This is a genomic window from Rhodococcus sp. 14-2470-1b (assembly GCF_002259415.1).
Taxonomy (GTDB): Bacteria; Actinomycetota; Actinomycetes; order Mycobacteriales; family Mycobacteriaceae; genus Rhodococcoides.
The window spans coordinates 1-14,269 of sequence record NZ_NPFY01000011.1 but is presented as its reverse complement, the minus strand read 5'-3'; the positions used below and the strand labels follow the sequence as shown (position 1 = coordinate 14,269).

Below are 14,269 nucleotides of genomic sequence, written 5' to 3'. Positions count from 1 at the left end.
CGGTATGAACACTCCGCCTTCGGCGAAGCGTTGCCGGCCGGTCTTCGGACTCGAATTCATCCCGACGAGGCGCCTTCCCGAGCGTTCGTGCTCAGTGGCGTGTCGCCCCGCCGGTCCATCTCACCGCTGCGCGTCAGTTCCGGATTCCCACCGGATTCCCTGACCACCTGTTCCCAGGCAGTCTGCTGGCGGAGGAAATTTACCATTGCGCCCCAGGCCTGAGCCGATCCGGCGACGGTCTACCGCTGGAACTATCACGGCTGGGCGACGCCGGTAGCGAGCCTCGTCACGCTGCCAGTTCGCCTGCGGCGGCCGAGCCCCGGAGGGCATCCCGCCAACGCCGACGATTACCGACGGCGTTGCCTTCGTCCGGTGTACGGGCGAGAGTCGCGAGCGCATCCCCGACAGGGATCAACCCGGCTCGCTCGCGGTAGGAGAAGGCAGTCAGTTCCGCGCGGGCATGGTCGGGGGAGTAGCCACACAGCCGAACGAGGATCTGGACGTCGTCTTCGATGTGCGTGTGCGGGGCATCGGACATGGTGTCACCTCTTTTCGGCTGGGGAGTGCTCATACTCCGGCAACCTGCACAGTAGGGCCACCGTTGCAATCGTGATGATTCATAACCGCCCAATTCGTTGAGTCGACCACCCGAGTTGGTCGCGCGTCCACGTTGCCTTCACCGTCCGTGTCGACCGCTGTAGTCGTATTGCGACGTGCGCCTCCGCGCCTTGTTCCAGACCGGATGTGTTGACGGGGGCCGTAGCGGATATCAGGCAGTCCTGTGCAGTGCGTCGACAAGTGGGGAATGCAATGGCGAAAGTGACAGTCTTCGGGATCGGGTATCTGGGCGCGACCCATGCGGCGTGCATGGCCGAGCTCGGGCACGACGTGCTGGGTGTCGACACCGATCAGTCGAAGCTCGCCAAGCTCGTAGCCGGCCAGGTCCCCTTCTACGAGCCTGGCCTAGAGGAAGTCCTTCAGCGCAATATCGCCGCGGGTCGACTGCGCTTCACCTCGTCATACAGCGAAGCCGCGGAATTCGCTGACATCCACTTTCTGGGTGTCGGGACTCCACAGAAGCGTGGTGAGTATGCCGCGGACATGAAGTTCGTCGACTCCGTGATCGAGACTCTTGCGCCTTTGCTTACCAGAGCGGCAGTCATCTTCGGAAAATCGACGGTTCCCGTCGGAACAGCGTCTAGGCTCGGCGCCCGTGCTCGCGAACTTGCACCGGCTGGTGATGATGTCGAGGTCGCGTGGAATCCGGAGTTCCTCCGCGAGGGATTTGCCGTGCAGGACACGTTGCACCCCGATCGGATGGTCCTCGGTGTGGACCGGGACCGTCCGGGACGGGCAGAGGGACTGGCTCGTGAGGTCTACGCCCAGCTTCTCGACGAGCAGATCCCGTTCTTGGTCACCGACCTGGCCACGGCGGAGTTGGTCAAAGCGTCGGCCAACGCCTTCCTGGCCACCAAGATCTCGTTCATCAACGCAATCGCAGAGGTGTGCGAGGCCTCGGGCGCCGACGTGAAGGTTTTGGCGGATGCGATCGGCCACGACGACCGGATTGGCCGCAAGTTTCTGAATGCGGGCATCGGCTTCGGCGGTGGTTGCCTTCCCAAGGACATCAGAGCTTTCATGGCTCGCGCTGGCGAGCTCGGTGCTGATCAGGCCCTGACGTTCCTACGCGAGGTGGACAACATCAACATGCGTCGACGGACGCGCATGGTGGAGCTTGCTCGGGAGGCCTGCGGGTCATTGCTTGGTGCTCGTGTCGCTGTCCTGGGAGCAGCCTTCAAGCCCGACTCCGACGACGTAAGGGACTCTCCCGCCCTGAACGTGGCTGGTCAGATCCAGCTTCAGGGCGCATCCGTGAATGTCTTCGACCCACGGGCAATGGAGAACTCACGTGCACTGTTCCCGACCTTGTCGTACAGCACGACGGCGCTCGAGGCGTGTGAGGGTGCTGACGTTGTGCTTGTCCTGACCGAGTGGAAAGAGTTCAAGGCACTGAAGCCGGCTGACCTCGATGGAGTGGTTCGGTCGAAAACCTTGATCGACGGACGGAACTGCCTCGACCCGGACGAGTGGCGAGCCGCGGGATGGACTTACCGCGGGCTAGGGCGTCCGTAACCGTTCTTCGTGCTTGTTTCAGCCCGTTCGAGACGCTGAACTCGGGTTTTGAAGATTGCCTGAAACCAGCGTCATTCATGTGAATTAAAAATTTCCATTCGACGTTTGTGCGGGACATGCAAAACCGGCACAATGACCGCTTGTGCGCAACCGCGCGCCGCAAGGAAGGTTTGTCAAAGCATTTGAGTGGCCTGTGTAAAAATCAGGCGCACTTGCATGTTTCGGCGATGTAAATCAGCTGGCTCACCAAGTCGAAGTTGTGAAATTTACGCAGACTTCTGTTGTGTCACAGTGAGACTCACAAAACGTGGTCTATGGCCGAGCTTGGTGTAACGAAAGTTGAATTCTTGTCGATGCACTTCGCGTCGGGAAATCTCACAAACTTGCCCACGGGCGGGATTGCGGGTGTGGTAAACCAGTTGGGTCGGCGTAATCATTCTGTGATGTGACCCACTTGGAGAGTCGCTTTTCCGATTGCGTGCGAAAATTTGAATGCTCGAGCAGCGGGCAGGTAGCGATCGGTTCCCTCACGTCAGTGCAGATGTGTCGAACCACGGTTCATTGACGACAGTCCGCCGGCCTTCGAGCTGCGGGAGCAGAGTGAGGAGGGGGAGTCGGTGGCAACTATCGGATCAGTGCAGCGGACTCCGGGCGGGGGCACGCTACAGAAGGCACCGAAGCGTGAGAGACGACTTACCTCGCGCCGTGTCTGGGAGCATCAGTACGTCGACAGGCTTCGTGTTACGGACGTCGTTGTTGTCGTCGCTGCAGTCGCGGCAGCTCAATTGATCAGGTTCGGCGAGCTGCAGTCCGAGGGAGCACGCGCCTTCGCTAGCTACACCGGAGTGTCGGTCTTGCTGGCAGCAATCTGGATCTCGTTTCTCGCGATCTTCCGTACCCGCTCGCCCAGGGTCATCGGCAACGGCGCGGAAGAATACCGCCGTATCGTGTCCGCGACGTTCCGACTGTTCGGCGTCATCGCGATTCTCTCGCTTCTGTTCAAGATCGACATCGCGCGGCTGTATCTGGCGATCGCGCTGCCGGTTGGACTCCTCGGTCTCCTGCTCAGCAGATGGGCGTGGCGGAAGACTGTCGCCGCGAAGCGAAGTAAAGGTCAATATCAGACGGCCGTGCTGATTGTCGGAAGCCGCAAGGCGGCAGTGTCGATGGCAAAACAGTTCGAGCGGAACCCCGCCGCCGGCTACAGCGTGGTGGGAATGTGCCTGCCCGGTTACGAGCCCGAGCGCGATGCCATCACGGTCGACGGCTTCGAGATCCCGATCCTCGGTGACGAGTACAGCGTGGTCGACGCAATCGAAAAGTCCGGCGCCGACACCGTCGCCGTGACCGCCACTGAGCACCTTGGTACCAAAGGCATCCGCAAGATGGTCTGGGACCTCGAAAAGAAGAACGTGGACCTCGTGGTCGCGCCTGGCGTGGTTGACGTGGCCGGCCCGCGATTGGTGATGCGCCCCGTTGCAGGCTTCCCGCTCATCCACGTCGAAAAGCCTCAGTACAACGGTGCGACGCGTTTCAGCAAGACTGCCTTCGACTTGGTTTTCGCCACTGCTGTACTGATCGTGATCGCACCGATCTTACTGATAGCAGCGCTGGCGGTGAAGCTGACGAGTCGCGGACCTGTGTTCTACAAATCGGAACGAATGGGTATCGACGGCAAGCCCTTCGCCATGATCAAGTTCCGCAGCATGGTGCAGTATGCCGACAAGCAGGTGGACGCGCTCCTCGCGCAGAATGAGAGCGAGGGTGGCGTGCTCTTCAAGATGCGCGACGACCCGCGTGTCACAACGGTCGGTAAGTTCATGCGCCGCTTCAGCATCGATGAGCTACCCCAGTTCCTGAATGTGTTGAAGCGTGAGATGAGCGTGGTTGGACCGCGACCGCCGCTGCGTCGTGAGGTCGAGACTTACGACGGCGAGGTTCGTCGCAGATTGTTGGTGAAGCCTGGCATCACAGGACTTTGGCAGGTCAGCGGACGGAGCGATCTCTCCTGGGAAGAGACCGTGAGGCTTGATCTCTCTTATGTGGAGAACTGGTCGATGGTCGGTGACCTTCTGATTATCGCGAAAACTGTAAAAGCAGTTGTCAGCAGCGACGGCGCGTATTGAAGTATTTCGATACGCCACGAACCGCTAGACCGGAAAATTAGACCTGTCAACGTACGAAAGTCGGAAATGACCGCAAAAGAAGTGGCAATTATCGGTACTCGGGGATATCCAAGCTACTACGGCGGCTTCGAGACGCTTGTCAGACGTTTAGCGCCATATTTGGCAGACGAGGGCTGGGCAGTATCGGTTTACGGCCGAAAAGGCGCAATTCGGGCAGATGATCCAAACCGGGATGAACGTGTAAGGTCAATCGTCATCCCAGGGGTTGAGACCAAGTCTCTTTCAACTCTAACGAGCGGCCTGACCAACTGTGCGCACACCGCGTACGAAAAGCCGGACGTGGCGTTGGTGATGAACGTAGCAAACGGGTTCTTCTTACCTGCTCTCCGGTTTCGCGGTGTGCGGACGATCGTAAATGTTGATGGAATGGAATGGGAACGCGAAAAGTGGGGTAAGACGGCCAAGAAAGTTTTCCATTCAGGAGCCAAGTTAACAGCGCGATTCGCTGACGAAATCATCTGCGACTCCGTCGAGATCAAACGTCGATGGTCGGTCGAATTTGGCAGGGACGGACACTTCATACCGTACGGAGGCGACGAAGCGCCATTTTCAGATGATGACCCGGAATTCCGCGCGGGCACCTATGTTCTGTTGGTCGCACGGTTCGTGCCAGAAAACACAGTGGCAGAATTTGTAAAGGCCGCAGAAGATTTAAGTCAAAGACACGACGTCGTAATAGTGGGCAGTTCGGGCTACGGCGGCCAGTTAGAACAAACTGTGCAGAGTCTCGCGGACAGGTCTCCTCGTGTGCATTGGCTTGGTCATGTGAGCGACGACCGAAGATTGTTCTCTTTGTGGAAACACGCCGGCGCCTACTTTCATGGCCACAGTGTGGGAGGTACTAATCCGGCATTAGTGCAGGCAATGGCATGCGGCGCGCCCATAGTTGCCCGTGACACGGTCTACAACCGTGAAGTGATTGGAGACGCCGGGCTATTCGTTTCACCCGACGCGACTGCCATCGCATCCATGATTCAGCTACTGATGGTAGATCGCCAACAACAGCTGACTTTGAGCGCTGCAGCTGTCGAACGTGCTCAAAAGTTTTACGGGTGGGACGAGGTGTGCAGAAAGTACGTTGACGCACTAACATCTTTGAATAGCCACGGCAAGGGACGCTACGCATGAGCCTCACTGAGCGATGGTTCAACAAACTTGTTACCGCCGTAAAGGGCCACGAATATACTGTAGACCCAAAGATCCACACTGACTATTTGATAAGCGAACTTGTCCGACGGCTTGCAATGCGTGTCAGGGGGGTCGTTAGTTTCAAGAAAATAAATGGCTCACCCTTTGTCGGTCGGAACGTCCGATTTCGAGGGAAACGTAGACTTACCGTGTCTCCGGGCGTCTCTCTGGACGACGGTTCGTTCATTGACGCGATGTCGTCACAAGGTGTATCGCTCGGAAGGAACACAACTGTTGGAAAGAACACCCGCATCGAATGCGTCGGAAGCCTGAAGCACCTGGGTATGGGTCTTACAGCGGGCGACAATGTCGGGCTCGGGACAGATTCGTTCTACGGATGCGCCGGCGGCATAGAAATAGGTGACAACACAATCGTAGGGAACTTCTGCTCGTTTCATTCAGAAAATCACAACTCTAGCTCGCTAGAAATACCCATTCGTGAACAGGGTGTAAGCCATTCTGGTATCACGATCGGCAACGACTGCTGGATTGGAGCGCGCGTCACAGTACTGGACGGTGCGCGCATCGGGGACGGCTGCATAATAGCCGCAGGCGCCGTTGTGATCGCGGGGGATTATGAGAAGAATTGCATCTATGGAGGAGTCCCAGCAAAGTTCCTGAGAGCGCGCTGATGGCAGCAGCACGCAAAATACTCGTATCTCATCCCTCGCCAGACCTTTATGGATCAGACTTGCAGCTTCTGGAGACCATAGATGCCTTGGTCGAACTCAACTGCGAGGTCATTGTTGTGCTGCCATCAGTTGGTCCACTCCAGAGATTAATCCGCCAACGAGGGGCAACCACGAAAGTCATGGACTTCCCCGTTAGTCGGAAGTCTCACCTGACAGTGAAAGGGCTCCCCAAGTACGCTGTCCAGAGCGTGATTGCAGTCATCACGCTTACGGCAGTTTTAAAGCAAGTCAAACCTGACGTCATATACGCCAACACAATCACGGCCCCCGTATGGTTTCTGGTTGGACGTATCTGCCGAGTGCCCGTCATCTGTCACGTTCATGAAGCGGAAGAGCTAACCAACAAGACCCTGACCCGAGCGCTGCTTCTGCCATTGGTACTTTGTCGGGCTTTAATCATAAATAGCAAGGCGTCGTACCGTGTGATCGTCCGCACTTTCCCAGCGCTAAAAAACCGTGCAGTCGTCATTTACAACGGGATATCGCACGACGACGTCAAGCCAGCCCCGGCTGCGCCGAGCAAGGGCGTGTACCGATTAGCGCTGGTTGGGCGGTTATCACCCCGTAAAGGTACCGACATCGCCCTTGACGCATTAGGCCTCTTGGTGGCCGAAGGTTACAACGTCGAAATTACTCTCTATGGTGACAGTTTTCCTGGCTATGAATGGTTCGAATCACAACTAAAGCGACGGGCGCTCAAGCCAGACCTATCAGGCAGGGTAGTGTTCGCGGGATACGTGGAGGACGCCAAAACAAAGCTAAGAGATGCCGACATCATCTTGGTGCCTTCTCTCGCGGAGCCGTTCGGAAACGTCGCGGTTGAGGCTCAACTCGCTAACCGGCCGTTGATTGCCACCAATGTCCAGGGCTTGTCGGAGATCGTCGAAGACGGCCATACCGGAAGCCTGACCGTTGCGGGCGACCCATACGCGCTTGCGGCGTCGGTATCGCATGTGATTAACAACTGGGCTGATGCATTAAGAATTGCCGATTACGCTTACGAAAGCGCCGTCGACCGCTTCGGAGTTCAGCGGTACCGGAAGGAGATAGCTGGACATGTCGCTCAGCTACTGAAATCTCGTAAGAGCGGCATTGACAAAGGTCGAAGGTGAGTGTAATTGATCGATCAGCCTGGATCCTCGAAACCACTTCTTGAATCTACGAGAAGCGAACTAGTGTCGGTCGTGATGGTGACCTACAACAGTCGTGAGTTGCTCCAACATAGCCTTTCACCGTTGACTTCCGTTTCTGCCATAGAAATAATTGTTGTCGACAACGCCTCGCAAGACGGTACGGCGCAACACGTTGCAGAGGCATACCCATCGGTAAATCTGATCAGAAGCGATGTTAACAACGGGTTTGCGAAAGCCGTCAACGCGGGCGCTCGTATCGCAAACGGTGAGGTAATTCTTCTTCTCAATCCCGACGCGATAGTTGATGTCAAAAACATACTAATTCTCCGCGACACATTGTTGAGGCGACCCGACATCGGCGTGATCGCACCATTGCTCGAACATCCTGGCTTGAACCTTGCAGTCCGTGAGGCGGGAATGAAACCATCGCTGTGGCGTGTTTTCTGTCACTACTTTGGTTTATCAAGGATTTCACCAGACAACCACGGGTTGCGCGGATTGTACATCTTAAGACGAGAGAACTTCCAAACGACTCCCGTCGAGTGGGTCTCGGGTGCGTGCATGGCGGTTCCACGGTCGGTTTGGACCGCGCAGGGCGGCCTTACTGAGCGGTGGTTCATGTACGCGGAGGATGTCGAATTCTGCTTGCGAGTTCATAGGTCTGGCCTAGCTGTAGTGCTGAGTGCCGACGCGGTGGGCGTGCATGGTCTTGGAAAAAGCAGCGGATCCGTACAGAAATTGCCGAGTACAGACTGGATGACAAATTTATACGAGCTCTACAAGTCCGATATCTCGCATTCTGCAGTTCAGAACTTTGTTTGGAAGTATGTTTTCTTTGCAGGGATGCTTACGAGGGCATATTCTTTCGGAGCGAAAGCTGTGTTCAGACGAAAACGACCCACCGCCGATCCGGGTTACATTAAGTTCTTATTCTTTGCGCGTGAAATTCTTAAGGAGGATTGGAGGTGAAAACCGTACACTGGGCACCAAACTGGACACCTAAATCCTCTTCGCCAAGTGGTAAACGATGGGCTGCGGTCTGGGTGATTGCGCTTGTGTTCTTCTCGTTTCTGCTACCAGCCCTAATGGGCTGGCTCGCTGCACTTGCGATTATCTCGGCTATTGCCATATTCTCGTTATCAGTAACACATCCTAAGTTTGCGCTGACATTTTGGCTCGTAGTGTGCTGCTTCGTTCCATTCTGGATTGGAGTTGACAACCCATTCTATTTGCCCGCTAGCTCGCTCGCTGGACTTGTCGTGCTGGGCGGGGCATTCGCTCGCAACCCGTGGAGACTGTCAAGAATAGACACTGCAGTGCTTTTGGTATGCGGATTGTGTTTAATTTGCGGATTGCTCGGACTATCGCGCCCCGGTGATGTAACAAACGTAATAACGCAATGGCTCCTTTCCTTCGTTCTGGGCAGATTGCTAGTCCAGCGTGCGGGTCTTGAGTTCGCATATCGCACGATTGCAATTGTCTTCTCTGCAGCTGCGGCCTGTGCGGTCATTGAATTCATATTTGACTGGAACCCCTATTACAGCTGGGCTGTGAATAATACTCAATATCTTGCGTGGGGACACGAGCAGGAGCGCGGTGGAATCGTTCGCGCCGAATGGGCCTTTGGTCACTCGATAGCCTTGGGGTGCTCGCTTGCGATGGCAATACCGATGGTGTTCGCGTGCAGCCTCAGACCGCTGTATCGAGTCACGATGGCAGCGTTGTTGGTTGCGGGCACGGTGGCTTCGTTTAGCCGATCGGGGATGCTCACCGCGGTCATCGCAGTTGTTCTATCGCTCGTATTTTACTCGGAGACTAATCGCACGCGGGGTAAATTAGCGGTAATTCTTGTTCTCGGGGTTGTGGCGTGGTTCGCAGTCCCGCAGGTCATGTCGGTTTTCGCTGAAGAAGGAAGACGTGCCACGATATCCTCGGACTACCGGGTTACGCTGATCGACTTGATACCGTCGATGAACCCTATTGGTCTCGCGTCGGGGTACGCAGAGCCGTCGCCAGGTGTCTTCTATTTTCAAGGCTTCAAATCAATCGATAGTACTTTTGTGCTGCTCGGTGTGAGCTTTGGTTACGCTATTGCGGCGTTTGCATTGGCAGGGTGCGTCTGGCTGGCTCTAAAAGTCGCTCGTCGTACATCTTCTGCCGCCGCGGTTGGCCTGTTGGCTGTTGTCCCAGCCCTGTTTACCGTCGCGCTGATCACTCAATTTGGATCAATTGTTTGGTTCTATCTTGGAATCGTATCGCTTTACGACTGGAAGTCGAGGAACGCTTTGCGCGAAATAGTTTCCCCGAGTGCATGTTCGGAAATTATCGGTGAGAAGCGCGTCGACCATAAATCAATTATCGATGATACGTCAGGAGTTTCTAATGAAAGAACGTAAGGATATTCGAGTCTTAGTTTTATGGGCGGATCCTCGGGCTGAGAACTTGGGCTTGCAAGCACTCGCCAGTGGCGCAAGATCTGCAGTCCAACAAATCTGGGGTGGGTGCGATGTCGTCTTCCATACCCATAACACGCGGGACACCCCACTCACTCGCGCCGCCATGATACGAGATCTGTGCGGACGGCCTGGTGGAATGACCGCGTTCTTTAGGGACTTTGACTTGATACTGGACACAGGTGGCGGTGACAGCTTTACCGATATCTACGGGTTGCGTAGGTTGCTGCTAATGAAATATGTAAGAATTGCTGCAGGGAAAGCGTGCCGTCCCGTAGTGATGACCCCGCAAACGATCGGCCCATTCAGGACATGGGTCGGTAAGCGAGTGGCAACGTCGATGTTGCGTAAAAGTGCGCTAGTCTGCACCCGCGACCCAGAAAGCAGTCGTAACTCTCGGATTCTTGGACGTAATACCGATATCGAGTCAACTGATATGGCATTTGCGCTAAGTAAGCACGACCGGGGCGACCGTTACGACGTAGTGCTTAACGTTTCTGGTCTGCTTTGGAACGAAAACCCGCACGTGGACTTTCGATCGTACAGAACAAATGTGCTGAATCTCATAAATGAATTGACACTGGCAGGTCGCCGCGTCAGCCTGTTGGCTCATGTGCTGGATTCACCTTTGGCGGATAATGATGTTCCTGCCGTAAAATCAGCCGCCGCGGCATCGAAGTCCGACGTTGAAGTCCTGATCCCTGCTGACCTGGCGGACGTGCGAAGTATTCTGGCCAATAGCGCAGTCCTGGTTGGCTCACGAATGCATTCGGCTATTAACGCGCTTGCCGTTGGTACTGTGGCGATTCCTTGGTCATACTCACGAAAGTTTGCGCCGCTAATGGAATCGATTGGCTGGCAGACAACAATTGATCTGAGTACTTCTGACGATCCGGTGGGCGAAACGTTGAGAATGCTTGAGGAAACGGTGTTCCTTGAACTACAAAGGACTGTCGCTTCAGCCGCTTCGGAGGCAGAGAACAAAATCAGGGCTTTCATTGAGGCACCTCAATGGACGTCCATCACTGACGCGGTATACGGTGCATCGGTGTGTTAGAACGATGGGGAGTTAAACAGGTTCAGCCTGGCGGTATGCGGTCGTCTGTCTTTGGGCGGTTTGTTGTATCGAACTATTTGCGGCTTCCTGTCAGGTCGAAGGTTTTGGCGATAGCTGTCAAACTCGAAGGCGGACCTATGCTATCTACGAGCTTGCGAGAAGTTCTTCGCGACTACTTCAAGGTTACAGTCGGCGACTTCAGTTATGGTTCTCTCTTGCATCCGGGTTTCGCAGATGCTTACACAATAATTGGTCGATATGTATCAGTCGGTCCAGGCGTACGGAGGATTGGCGCGGCACACCCTTTAGATAGTGTGAGCATGCATCCCTTCTGGTACAACCCGGCACTCGGGTTTGTAGATAGATCGCGGGATGTGGACAGGACTGCTTGTGTAATTGGACATGACTGTTGGATTGGCGCGAATTCGATAATTTTGCCAGGTTGTAGGTCTATCGGCATAGGTGCGGTTATCGGTGCAGGTTCGATTGTGACCAAAGATGTACCTCCATTTGCAGTCGTGGCGGGTAATCCGGCTCGAGTTATCAGATATCGGTTTAGTCATACACGTATCGAAGAGATTATTCGTAGCGAATACTGGATGCGTGGCCCAGGCGACGTCAAGATGTATCTCGATGGTGAAAATGTGGACGAGAAAACCCAGTAGAGATTGCGATCAAACTGTGTCATTAGGAAAAACTCGAATCACTAATTCACCGCTACTTATTTCTGTAAGCCGTATTGCCATTATGCTGATATCTTTAGGCACTGCGCCAATTATATCTCGGGAATTGGGTGTCGATGGTCGTGGTGTCTATGCGACGTGTCTTGCGGCGATTAGCCTCGCGCCGGTCGTGATGGGTCTGGGAATCCCTATGGCAATTCGGCGTATGGCATCCGTTGGTGCGTTGGAGCCCGTCATCAGAGTATCTTATCTAATTGCTATGTTGCTAGTAGGTCCTGCGTTCGCGTTTGGGGTGCTGGTCTCTGTTCTGCTTCTGCCAGGGCTCACGCAAGGAGACCGCTCAGTTTTTTGTATCGCTATGGGTACGTCTGCGCTTTTTATCATCGTGTTGAGTGTCCAAAGCGGGATGATTAGTCGAGGGGAGTTCACCAAGATTGCGATTTTGCAGTTCATTCAGCCTGGTGTTACAGCCGCATTGGTTATCGGATGCTGGATCTTCTCAGATGTAACTGTAACGTTTCTGCTCATCTCGTACATCATTGGAACGGCCGCCGCATCTATAATTGCTGTAACTCAGATTTGCGTCCCGGTTTTCGGTCCCCGTGCATCGATGCTCTTCGTCGGACGTCGGGGTCTGCGATATGCGGGGAGTCAGATTGCCGAAACAGCGAGTAATACTGTTGTGCTCCTGTTTGCAGCAGTTGTGATCGGTACAACCGAGACGGGTTTTTTGTCGGTGGCGATGACGCTCGCTGCGATACCACTTGCGGGTGGATATGCAATTGGTTCCGCGGTATTTAAGAGTGTGGCTTCATCGCCACCAGATCGACTCATCCATGTGCGAAGACTTGCCATAAGGACGGCTATCTATCTTGGTGTGCTTGTTGGCATGGTACTTGCTTTTTTCGCTCCGTCCGGTATTCCGCTGCTATTTGGCGCGGAGTTCGATGGTTCAGTTCACCCGGCTCTAATTCTCATTGCTGGTTCTCCCGTTCTGGTTGGAAACTATGTGTCAACACAGGTGTTAGGCGCGGAAGGTCGTGGAGTGACAATGAGTATTTGTCAGATCGGTGGTGTTTTGGTATCGCTTGTGGGGCTTTTTGCTGTGTCGACTCATTTAGGTGCAGTTGGTGCTGCTATCGGAATCTTATTGGGGTGGGTAGTCACGTTTTTCTCAAGTCTCGCGGCTTTAAGGATCGGTCCTTCAGTGTTGCGAATCAATTCTGCGGACGTGAAGGCCTCGATCAACCTGTGTTTAAGAGGTGGGGTGTAGCGGTCGCTTAACAGTTAGTCAGCGATCTTGCCGTGTGCGGACAAATGTGCCGGCAAACGCACGAATATTGCGCTTGCCGGTGGTTTTAGCAATCCGAATTAGGCCGTATCCACGATAGCGTGGTATTTGCTTCCCTGCGATTCGTCGTCCTGCGAGCCTTGCTGCCAGTGTCTGCTTGCGGTCAGTCTGTAATGGCTGTACTGCCGCAACGTGGCTTAAATTAAGTGGTTGTGTGACAATTACTCCGGTATTGGCGGCAAGTTGTAGCAATTCGTCTCCTCTTGCTGTGCGAGCGATTACAACCGATCTGCCGTCAGCATTTTCGAAGGTTGGATATCCTTTTTGGTCTACTTCCCAATAGTCCCCGACTGCGATGTCGGAGTGGCCACCTGTACCGTCTACGCAGATCTTGCAACGCCATTGGACGGTTCGGCCGAGATGCTTTCCCCATGACTTGTCGTATGACATTGTCTTCTTATCGCCGCTCGTGAGCGTTATCGTGAATTCTCCTGGCCATCCGTTACCGCGGTAACGTAGGGATTCAATCTCGTCGACGGGAGCTTCGAGCAGTTCCGCCAGCGCGTTGGTTGCATGTTGGCTCGGAGTGCCCGCGCAGAAGAACGACATCACGATCGGACGGTCTTCCTTCGGGATTTGTAGGGCATCCGCGTACTGTCTAATTGCAGATGCTTCGCACGGTTTCCCAACTATGGCAGAATCTCTAAAGTCTTCGCGAGTTAGATTAGATAAGTTTGCGACAGGGGCGTATCGAGATCCTGCTGCAATTAGTGCTTCTTCCCTGGACGTGATCGTTAGAGGGACGGTCCTTCGGGGGTCACTCTGTCCTTCGGCACTGGCTTTGACGGAATTTACCCTGCCGGTGGAGATCAGCCAATTACTTAACGCGGTTAACACGCCCGCACTACTGCCGGCATTGCGGATCTGTGGATCGACTGCCCACGCGACCCAGCTAGATACGTAAGCGCCAAATATATCGTCCTTTTGTAGCTGCTCGTCGTTGGGTGCAGTCATCGTTGATCCTGGGCAAGTCTTCTTGAATTGTAGAATCTCCTGTGGATTGGATTGCTGCTGGGGGTTCAGTCGCTCAACTATCGGGCGCATGAAGCCATCGGTGCTCAGGTCCATAGTGATTCTATTGGAAATCATTGCGCAGCCTCCGCAACCTGTGCAGTTGCCGTTCTCTACGACGCGGGATACAGCCGATAGAAGCGAGTCCTTGGGCAAGAGTAGGTTCCTAACATTGGCTACTGTGCGTTGGTACCGCTTAGTCTACGGGCTTGAGTATCGGTGGGTGGATCAGCGTCCTTGATGTTCGGAGCACGGGGAAGTAAATGAGCAAATCTTCGTCTTTTCTGGGAGACTTCCCGGTATGCGGGGAATCATTCTGGCGGGCGGCACGGGCTCGCGTCTACATCCGATCACGGTCGGCATCAGCAAGCAGCTTGTCCCG

Annotated in this window: 12 protein-coding genes and 1 riboswitch; of the genes, 10 read left to right on the top strand and 2 right to left on the bottom strand. The window is 54.8% G+C overall.

Translation table 11 applies throughout. The features are described 5' to 3' along the window. Positions 1-17 precede the first annotated feature (17 nt). Positions 18-205: riboswitch (cobalamin riboswitch) on the bottom strand. Between the two features lie 81 nt (positions 206-286). After that, positions 287-538: a hypothetical protein gene (locus CH293_RS07095; RefSeq protein ID WP_094719794.1), complete on the bottom strand. Its 252-nt coding sequence runs from the start codon at positions 536-538 to the stop codon at positions 287-289. A gap of 272 nt (positions 539-810) precedes the next feature. Between CH293_RS07095 and CH293_RS07090 the strand changes: the two genes are divergently transcribed. The 9 genes from CH293_RS07090 (at position 811) to CH293_RS07055 (ending at position 12,798) form a co-directional block, all read left to right on the top strand. Continuing rightward, positions 811-2,133, top strand: coding sequence for a UDP-glucose/GDP-mannose dehydrogenase family protein (locus CH293_RS07090; RefSeq protein ID WP_094719793.1), 1,323 nt, complete (start codon positions 811-813; stop codon positions 2,131-2,133). A gap of 635 nt (positions 2,134-2,768) precedes the next feature. Then, a complete protein-coding gene (locus CH293_RS07085) occupies positions 2,769-4,259 on the top strand; it encodes a sugar transferase (RefSeq protein ID WP_094719792.1) in 1,491 nt (496 codons plus the stop codon). Between the two features lie 66 nt (positions 4,260-4,325). After that, complete coding sequence (locus tag CH293_RS07080) at positions 4,326-5,447, top strand: DUF1972 domain-containing protein (RefSeq protein WP_094719791.1); 1,122 nt, start codon at positions 4,326-4,328, stop codon at positions 5,445-5,447. Next, positions 5,444-6,139 carry an acyltransferase gene (locus CH293_RS07075; RefSeq protein WP_094719790.1) on the top strand — a complete coding sequence of 232 codons (696 nt, stop codon included), beginning with the start codon at positions 5,444-5,446 and terminating at the stop codon, positions 6,137-6,139. Before CH293_RS07080 ends, CH293_RS07075 begins: the two co-directional genes overlap by 4 nt. Next, positions 6,139-7,311 (top strand): glycosyltransferase family 4 protein, encoded by a 1,173-nt coding sequence (locus CH293_RS07070; protein ID WP_094719789.1) that lies wholly within the window; start codon positions 6,139-6,141, stop codon positions 7,309-7,311. The genes CH293_RS07075 and CH293_RS07070 overlap by 1 nt, the downstream gene beginning before the upstream one ends. 75 nt (positions 7,312-7,386) lie before the next feature. Beyond that, positions 7,387-8,301, top strand: coding sequence for a glycosyltransferase family 2 protein (locus CH293_RS07065; protein WP_141217149.1), 915 nt, complete (start codon positions 7,387-7,389; stop codon positions 8,299-8,301). After that, complete coding sequence (locus tag CH293_RS27840) at positions 8,298-9,728, top strand: O-antigen ligase (protein ID WP_141217148.1); 1,431 nt, start codon at positions 8,298-8,300, stop codon at positions 9,726-9,728. Before CH293_RS07065 ends, CH293_RS27840 begins: the two co-directional genes overlap by 4 nt. After that, the gene (locus CH293_RS07060; protein ID WP_094719787.1) at positions 9,694-10,842 is read left to right on the top strand and encodes a polysaccharide pyruvyl transferase family protein; all 1,149 of its coding nucleotides are present in this window, start codon (positions 9,694-9,696) and stop codon (positions 10,840-10,842) included. Before CH293_RS27840 ends, CH293_RS07060 begins: the two co-directional genes overlap by 35 nt. A gap of 603 nt (positions 10,843-11,445) precedes the next feature. Next, positions 11,446-12,798: a lipopolysaccharide biosynthesis protein gene (locus CH293_RS07055; RefSeq protein ID WP_176459935.1), complete on the top strand. Its 1,353-nt coding sequence runs from the start codon at positions 11,446-11,448 to the stop codon at positions 12,796-12,798. 18 nt (positions 12,799-12,816) lie between these two features. Here CH293_RS07055 and CH293_RS07050 read toward each other — a convergent pair whose 3' ends face one another. After that, complete coding sequence (locus CH293_RS07050; RefSeq protein ID WP_255122737.1) at positions 12,817-13,830, bottom strand: Coenzyme F420 hydrogenase/dehydrogenase, beta subunit C-terminal domain; 1,014 nt, start codon at positions 13,828-13,830, stop codon at positions 12,817-12,819. 358 nt (positions 13,831-14,188) lie between these two features. Between CH293_RS07050 and CH293_RS07045 the strand changes: the two genes are divergently transcribed. After that, positions 14,189-14,269, top strand: an 81-nt coding sequence (locus tag CH293_RS07045; RefSeq protein ID WP_141217164.1) for a sugar phosphate nucleotidyltransferase, incomplete at its 3' end; no start/stop codon positions are given.

Excerpts from the sequence above, each read along its gene's own strand:
- CH293_RS07095 (WP_094719794.1), bottom strand. The coding sequence starts at position 538 with ATGTCCGATGCCCCGCACACGCACATCGAAGACGACGTCCAGATCCTC.
- CH293_RS07090 (WP_094719793.1), top strand. The coding sequence starts at position 811 with ATGGCGAAAGTGACAGTCTTCGGGATCGGGTATCTGGGCGCGACCCAT.
- CH293_RS07080 (WP_094719791.1), top strand. The coding sequence starts at position 4,326 with ATGACCGCAAAAGAAGTGGCAATTATCGGTACTCGGGGATATCCAAGC.
- CH293_RS07075 (WP_094719790.1), top strand. The coding sequence starts at position 5,444 with ATGAGCCTCACTGAGCGATGGTTCAACAAACTTGTTACCGCCGTAAAG.
- CH293_RS07070 (WP_094719789.1), top strand. The coding sequence starts at position 6,139 with ATGGCAGCAGCACGCAAAATACTCGTATCTCATCCCTCGCCAGACCTT.
- CH293_RS07065 (WP_141217149.1), top strand. The coding sequence starts at position 7,387 with ATGGTGACCTACAACAGTCGTGAGTTGCTCCAACATAGCCTTTCACCG.
- CH293_RS07060 (WP_094719787.1), top strand. The coding sequence starts at position 9,694 with ATGATACGTCAGGAGTTTCTAATGAAAGAACGTAAGGATATTCGAGTC.
- CH293_RS07050 (WP_255122737.1), bottom strand. The coding sequence starts at position 13,830 with ATGACTGCACCCAACGACGAGCAGCTACAAAAGGACGATATATTTGGC.